The 5,885-nt window shown below is 68.9% G+C and carries 7 protein-coding genes; 1 reads left to right on the forward strand and 6 read right to left on the reverse strand.

All coding sequences use genetic code 11. The features are described from left to right. From HOP12_12935 to HOP12_12955, 5 genes are all read right to left on the reverse strand, one after another. A partial coding sequence (locus tag HOP12_12935; protein NOT35050.1) for a response regulator occupies positions 1–545 on the reverse strand: 545 nt, incomplete at its 3' end. After that, positions 542–1,012, reverse strand: coding sequence for a redoxin domain-containing protein (locus HOP12_12940; protein NOT35051.1), 471 nt, complete (start codon positions 1,010–1,012; stop codon positions 542–544). The genes HOP12_12935 and HOP12_12940, both read right to left, overlap by 4 nt. A gap of 87 nt (positions 1,013–1,099) precedes the next feature. Next, positions 1,100–1,726, reverse strand: coding sequence for a 3'-5' exonuclease (locus tag HOP12_12945; protein NOT35052.1), 627 nt, complete (start codon positions 1,724–1,726; stop codon positions 1,100–1,102). A 3-nt stretch (positions 1,727–1,729) separates the two neighbouring features. Further along, positions 1,730–2,227, reverse strand: a complete 498-nt coding sequence (locus HOP12_12950; GenBank protein NOT35053.1) for a DUF255 domain-containing protein — start codon at positions 2,225–2,227, stop codon at positions 1,730–1,732. Positions 2,228–2,332: 105 nt separating this feature from the next. Beyond that, on the reverse strand, positions 2,333–3,178 hold the full coding sequence (locus tag HOP12_12955) for a metallophosphoesterase (protein NOT35054.1): 846 nt from the start codon (positions 3,176–3,178) through the stop codon (positions 2,333–2,335). A 288-nt stretch (positions 3,179–3,466) separates the two neighbouring features. On the opposite strand from HOP12_12955, the gene HOP12_12960 reads away from it, so the two are divergent. Next, complete coding sequence (locus HOP12_12960; GenBank protein NOT35055.1) at positions 3,467–4,690, forward strand: hypothetical protein; 1,224 nt, start codon at positions 3,467–3,469, stop codon at positions 4,688–4,690. Between the two features lie 316 nt (positions 4,691–5,006). Here HOP12_12960 and corA read toward each other — a convergent pair. After that, a partial coding sequence (corA, locus tag HOP12_12965) for a magnesium/cobalt transporter CorA (protein ID NOT35056.1) occupies positions 5,007–5,885 on the reverse strand: 879 nt, incomplete at its 5' end.

Raw genomic sequence — 5,885 nt, forward strand, 5'->3', positions numbered from 1 at the left:
AGCCCCTTGCCGGTGCTGATCACGGGTGAACCCGGCACCGGCGCGCGCGATGCCCCGAGATGGCGAATCTGCTCGGTGACGCGTGTGATCGCGCGCGAGCGACCCTCGAGCCCGCCGAGCGTCACGCGGCGATCGAGATCCGCCTCCATGTCCACGACGCGCGCGGCGAGCTGGCGATGCGCGAGCCCGCGACTCACCACCGCGATCACGCGTTCATGATGGAGCGGCCGCACCTGCACGTCGTAGGCGCCGAGCCGCATCGCCTCGATCGCCAGCTCGAGCGGCGCTCCGTCGGTCACCATCACCGCGCACACCTCGGCATCGAGGGCGAGGGCGCGGCGCAACACCGCCATGCCGTCGAGCCGCGGGGCGCGCAGCTCGCACACCAGGCAATCGACGCGCTCCTCGTCGAGCGTATGGAGCGCGCCGGCGTCATCCGGGGAGGTGAAGACCTCGAACCCCGCGTCGCGCAGGAATGCGACCAGCGCGCTCGTGGCGTCGCCCGGCCGGTCGGCGACCAGCACGCTGCCGGGCGTGCGGCTCACACGCCGAGCGCGTTCACCGCTGCGAGCAGCGCTTCGTTGCTCGGCACGTGGTCGGGGTGCGGCGTCACTTCACGCCACGCGACTCGCCCCTCGCGATCGATGAGGAACAGCGCGCGTCCCGAATAGCCGGTCTCGAGCAGCAGGCCCCAGGCGGCGCTGGCCTTGCGATCGAAGTCGGCCAGCAGCGGGAACGAGATGCCGAGCCGGCGCGCGAACTCGCGGTTCGAGTGATGGCTGTCGACGCTCACGCCGAACACCTCGACGCCGCGCGCGCGCAGCGTCGGCATCAGAGTTTCGAGGGTCGGCAACTGGTGCGAGCACACTGGAGAGAAGGCGAGCGGGTAGAACGCGAGCACCACCGGGGCGTTGCCCCGGAACTCGGCGAGCGAGTAGTAAGTGCCCTCGGGACCCTTGAGCCGAAAGTCGGGGGCCAGGGTGCCGACTTCGGGAGTCACGGCGACGGTCATACGAAGCATTCCTTCGGAAGGGCGCGGACGCGCGCCGGAAGATGGCAAGAACAAGGGAGGGATTGTGCGGTCGGTCGCAGCGTCTGTCTAGCGCACGCCGAGCGGTCGCTGCGCGCCGTCGCGCCGCGTGGTCTGCCGCATCACGTCCTGGCTCGCGGCCGCCAGCTCGAGCAGCGAGCGGGTGCCGCGCTCGCGTTCCCATCGATCGGCCAGCAGCACCAGCAGGCGCGCGGTGGTGAGCGCGTCGCCGAGCGCCCGATGCGCGGCCTCGGCCGGGAGCTTGTAGCGGGCCCGCAAGGCCTGCAGCGAGTTGCCGCCCTCGCCGGCAAAGCCGCGCGCGAGGCCCAGCGTATCGACCAGCGGATTCATGAGCGGTGACACTCCCGCACCACGGAGCAACTCGATCAGAAACGGCAGGTCGAATGGGGCGTTGTGCAGCACGACCGTGGCGTCGCCGCAACGCTCGCGTAGCTGTCGCGCCACCTCGGCGGGCAGCGGGGCCTCGGCGACCATGGCGTCGGTGATTCCGTGGACCGCGGTCGCGTCGGGTGGAATCGGCCGCCCGGGACGCACCAGTGAGGACCACTTCTCGCCCGGCAGGCCGTCGACCAGCGTGATCGCGGCGACCTCGACGAGGCCGTGGCCGTCGCTCGGCGACATGCCGGTGGTCTCGGTGTCCATCACCACCACGCGTTCGCCTGCGAGCAGCGCCATCGGCTATTCGCCGCCGCCGAGAAAGTCCTCGAACGAAACGCCGCCCTCGAGGTGGCCCTCGGCGACGTAGCGCAGCACCTGCAGGAAGCGCTCGGGCCCCAGATAGCCCGGTGCTTTGACCAGATTCTTCCCGGCGGAGTTCAGGAACAGCGTCGTCGGATAGCCGGAGACTCCGAACTCGCTGGCAATCGACTGAAGCGACTGCTTGCGACCCAGGTAACTCGCGAGGCGCGGTGATTCGGCGTCGAGCTTGACCACCACGAAATGCTCGTCGAGGTAGCTGCGCACCGCGGGGTCGCCATAGGTCGTGCGCTCCATCCGCTTACACCAGCCGCACCAGTCGGTGTAGACGTCCACCACCACGTGGCGGCCGCCGCGGCTCGCCTCCTCGAGCCCCGCGTCCCACGGACGCCACGCCAGCGGGGTGGGCTCCGCAAGGGCCGGAGCCGCCAGGCACGTGAGTGCGAGCGAGAGCACGGCAAAGAAGGTCGGGAATCGCATGAGAGCCTCGAGAACCGGAAGAACCGAAGGGGTGCGCGCGAAGTGTATCAGCGAACGACGTGCCGCCGGCAGGCTCGGCGCCCGATTTTGACCGTCCCGTGACGCCTAGACCCCGCCCTCGTGCACGGTGTGCCGCAGCGAATTCGCAGGTTCGTTCGGGTCGAACCACACCCCGCACAGTCGCGAAGTTCCGAACTGGCCGGGGTTCACGACCACCGTTCGGTCGATTCGATCCCACCACGCACCCGAGACGCGCGGGGACTCGTGGATGTGCCCGCTCAGCACCAGCGGCACCGGATGCCGGCTCACGAACGAACGCACCGCTCGCGACCCCACGTGCTCGCGCGTCGCGATGCGGTCGCACGCGGTACCGTGCGGCGGCGAGTGCGTGACGAGAATCAGCCGCCCGGAGGTCGCCGACGGCTCGAAGGGAGCGAGTGCGTCCGCGATGGTGGGCGCACGGCGCTCGGCGTCGAAGCGGTGCGGGTGCAGGAGTCCGTCGCGGCTCGTCCAGCCATCGAGCCGTCGCGCGGGCTCGTCGACGCCGTCATCCCAGCGCTCCCAATCCTTGATCGCGAACGGCGTGATCGGCACCCACGAAAGTCCGGCGATCGAGAAACCGTCGAGCGCGAATACTCGCTCGTGCAACAACTGCCACAACTCGCCGTCGTGCGCGAGCAGGCAGTCCATGTTGGTCGCCCAGTCGTCGTTGCCCATCATCAGCATCAGCGTGGTGGCGGGGGAGCTCTCGCGCACGCGCCGCGCGAACTCGACCAGCGTGCCCTGAAGGAAGACGCGCTGATGCGCGACTCCCTCGGTGCCGGAGGCATGCGGGGCGAGGTCCCCGCCGAGGATCACCGCGCGCGGCTGTCGCACCGCCACCAGCCCGACCAGCTGTTCGTAGAGCGCGCCCTGTCCGTGGAGATCCGAAGTGAAGAACCAGTCGTGCACCGAGACCTCTCGCGAGAGTCAGCCGCTTCACGCCGAACGACGCCGGCCGACTCTAGCCACTCGGTGACGACCACGCCACGACCGCGGCCCGGCCTCCTCACGCCGACCACCGCGAGAATGCGCATTCCTGACCGGGGCTTGACCGCCCGGGGCGCCGTTCGCGCGGCCGTGACGAGAAAGCGCTTGCTCGATCGCGCGCGGGTTCCGATACTTTTCCGCCGCTCCTCGGTGCGCCCATTGCGGCGCGACGATCGCAGCGCACCGCCCCGATCCCCGAAAGGACCTCGAATGTCGCTGACCCGCTGGCGCTCCTTCGCACTACTGCTCGTGCTGCTCCCGGTGCTCGGGGCCACGCCCCGCAAGACCACCCCGCTCCCGACCGGCAACCTGCTCGAGAACGGCGGTTTCGAGAGCGGGCTGGCGGGTCACGAGTGGATGCCGGCGGCGTGGGACACGTTCGACTCCGGGCTTCACACCTCGTTCTACATGCGCGACACACAGATCGCGCACGGCGGTGAGTACGCGGCCAGCGTTGCGAACGTCAGCAACTCGATCCCGATGTTCCACAATTGGAGTCAGGTCGTGAAGGTGCGACCCGCGATGTGGAATCACGACGCGGTGGTCTCAGTGTGGACGCGCTCGATGGGCGTTCAGGGTCGCGCGTACGTCCTGGTACAGGGCTTCCGCGACACGATTCAGAAGATGGCGCTCGAGTGGAAAGTGCCGCGCGACTCGGCCGTGGTGCGTCTCAACTACACGGCGACCTCGCAGCCGGTGTTGCTGACCGCGTGGCAGCGCCAGTACTTCTCGGACAATGAAACCGAATGGGTGAAGCGCGACCTGCGCGTGTTCGTTCCGCGCGGCACCGATGTGCTGGTGGTGCGCGCCGGCATCTTTGGAACCGGTCAGGTGTTCGTCGACGACGCGTCGCTGACGATCGTCGATGCAGCACCGCTGCGGCCGGTCGCGAACTGGAAGAACCTGCTCGCCGATCCCGGCTTCGAAGGCGACGGCGACGAGTGGGAATACTCGATGCCGCCCTACGAAGGGCTGGTACTGGGCCTCGACACCACGTTCGTGCACGCGGGCCACGGCGCGCTCCACGCCCACGGCGGCGACGTCGGCCCGATCCAGGCCCGCACCGGCGCGTGCCAGATCCTCGATGCGCGTGCGTTGTGGGACAAGCGCGTGCGGCTCTCCGCCTACATCCGCACCGACAGCCTGTTCGGCTCGGCTTACGTGAAGCTCTACGGCTCGACTCCGGAGGGCGAGATCGCGGTGCCGACCTCGAAGGTGTTCTCGGGCGACACCGACTGGACGCTCACGACCTTCGAGATGGACGTTCCGCCGGAGACCTATGTGCTGAGTGCGTGGCTCATGTACAACGCTCCGACCCCCGGTCGGCTGTACTTCGACGATGCCTCGCTGATGGTGGTGGGCCCGGCGCACTATCTGAACGGCCAGAGCCCGCGGCCGACGCTCGTGCCGCTCGCGGTGCCGGGCGGGCGTTGAGCACGGGGGGTTGACAGCGCGGACCCCCGCGACACAGATTGGTTTTGCAGTCGGGCAGAAAGATCTCCTTGGCAGGGAGTTTTCTACCGAGGCCGAGACCCTCCTCGCTGCGGAGGGTCTACCGGAAGCAACCGCTAGGGAATCACGAGCGAGGTGAGCCGAGCGGATCCGCGGATGGTCGCGTGGCCGAGGGACTGCACGGCGTTCGACCCGCTGGCCCATGGCGGGATTCCCTCCCGATCGCTATTCCCGAGGCCCCCCCTCTTTCATCACCGCGCCACGGGGCCGCTCCGTGCACGGCGGGCCATCCCCCGCCTCACAGCCAGTCGCGCCGTCGCAGGAACGCGATCGTTCCCGTCGCCGTGAGCACGACCACTGCGAGCACCACCAGCTCGCCGTACTTCCAGTCGAACACCGCCATCTTGACGTTCATGCCGAAGTAGCCGGTGACGAGCGTGAGCGGCAGCACGACGGTCGAGATCACGGTCAGCGTCTTCATCACCTGATTGAGCCGCTGCGAGACCTGCGAGACATAGAGGTCGAGCAGCCCGGTGATCTCGTCGCGATAGGAATCGAGCAGGTCGCTGACGCGCGCCAGGCGGTCGTAGACGTCTCGCAGGTAGGGCCGGATCTCGGCGGGGATGGCGACGAATTCGTCGCGCGTGAGCGCGAGAATCGTGTCGCGCTGTGGCCCCACGATGCGCCGCAACGCGGCCATGCCGCGCTTGAGCCGCAGGATGCGCGCCTGCAGCCGCTGGGTGCCGGACCGGAATACGCCTTCCTCGAGCGCGTCCAGCTCCGCCGACACCTGGTCGATGATCGGCAGGTAGTGATCGACCAGCACGTCGAGGATGAAGTGCAGCAGCGGCGCCGGTCCGCGCGCCAGCAGCTCGCCGCGTCGCGCCAGCACCGCGTGCGCGGCGTCGAGCGAGCGCGTCGCGCCCTCGCGATAGGTGACGAGGAAGTTGCGACCGATCAGCATGTCGATCTCGCGCAGCGCGACTCGATGATCGCTCTCCCAGCGCGCCGAGTGAACCACCAGGTAGAGATAGTGTTCGTAGGGATCCACCTTCGGCCGATTGACATGCGTCAGCAGGTCTTCGAGCGCGATCGGGTGGATGCGCAGCGGAGCCAGCAGCCGGGTCGCCGTTTCCGCGTCGACTCCGTCGAGGTCGACCCACACCGGCCCACCCCC

This window comes from Candidatus Eisenbacteria bacterium (assembly GCA_013140805.1).
Classification (GTDB): Bacteria; Eisenbacteria; RBG-16-71-46; order RBG-16-71-46; family RBG-16-71-46; genus JABFRW01.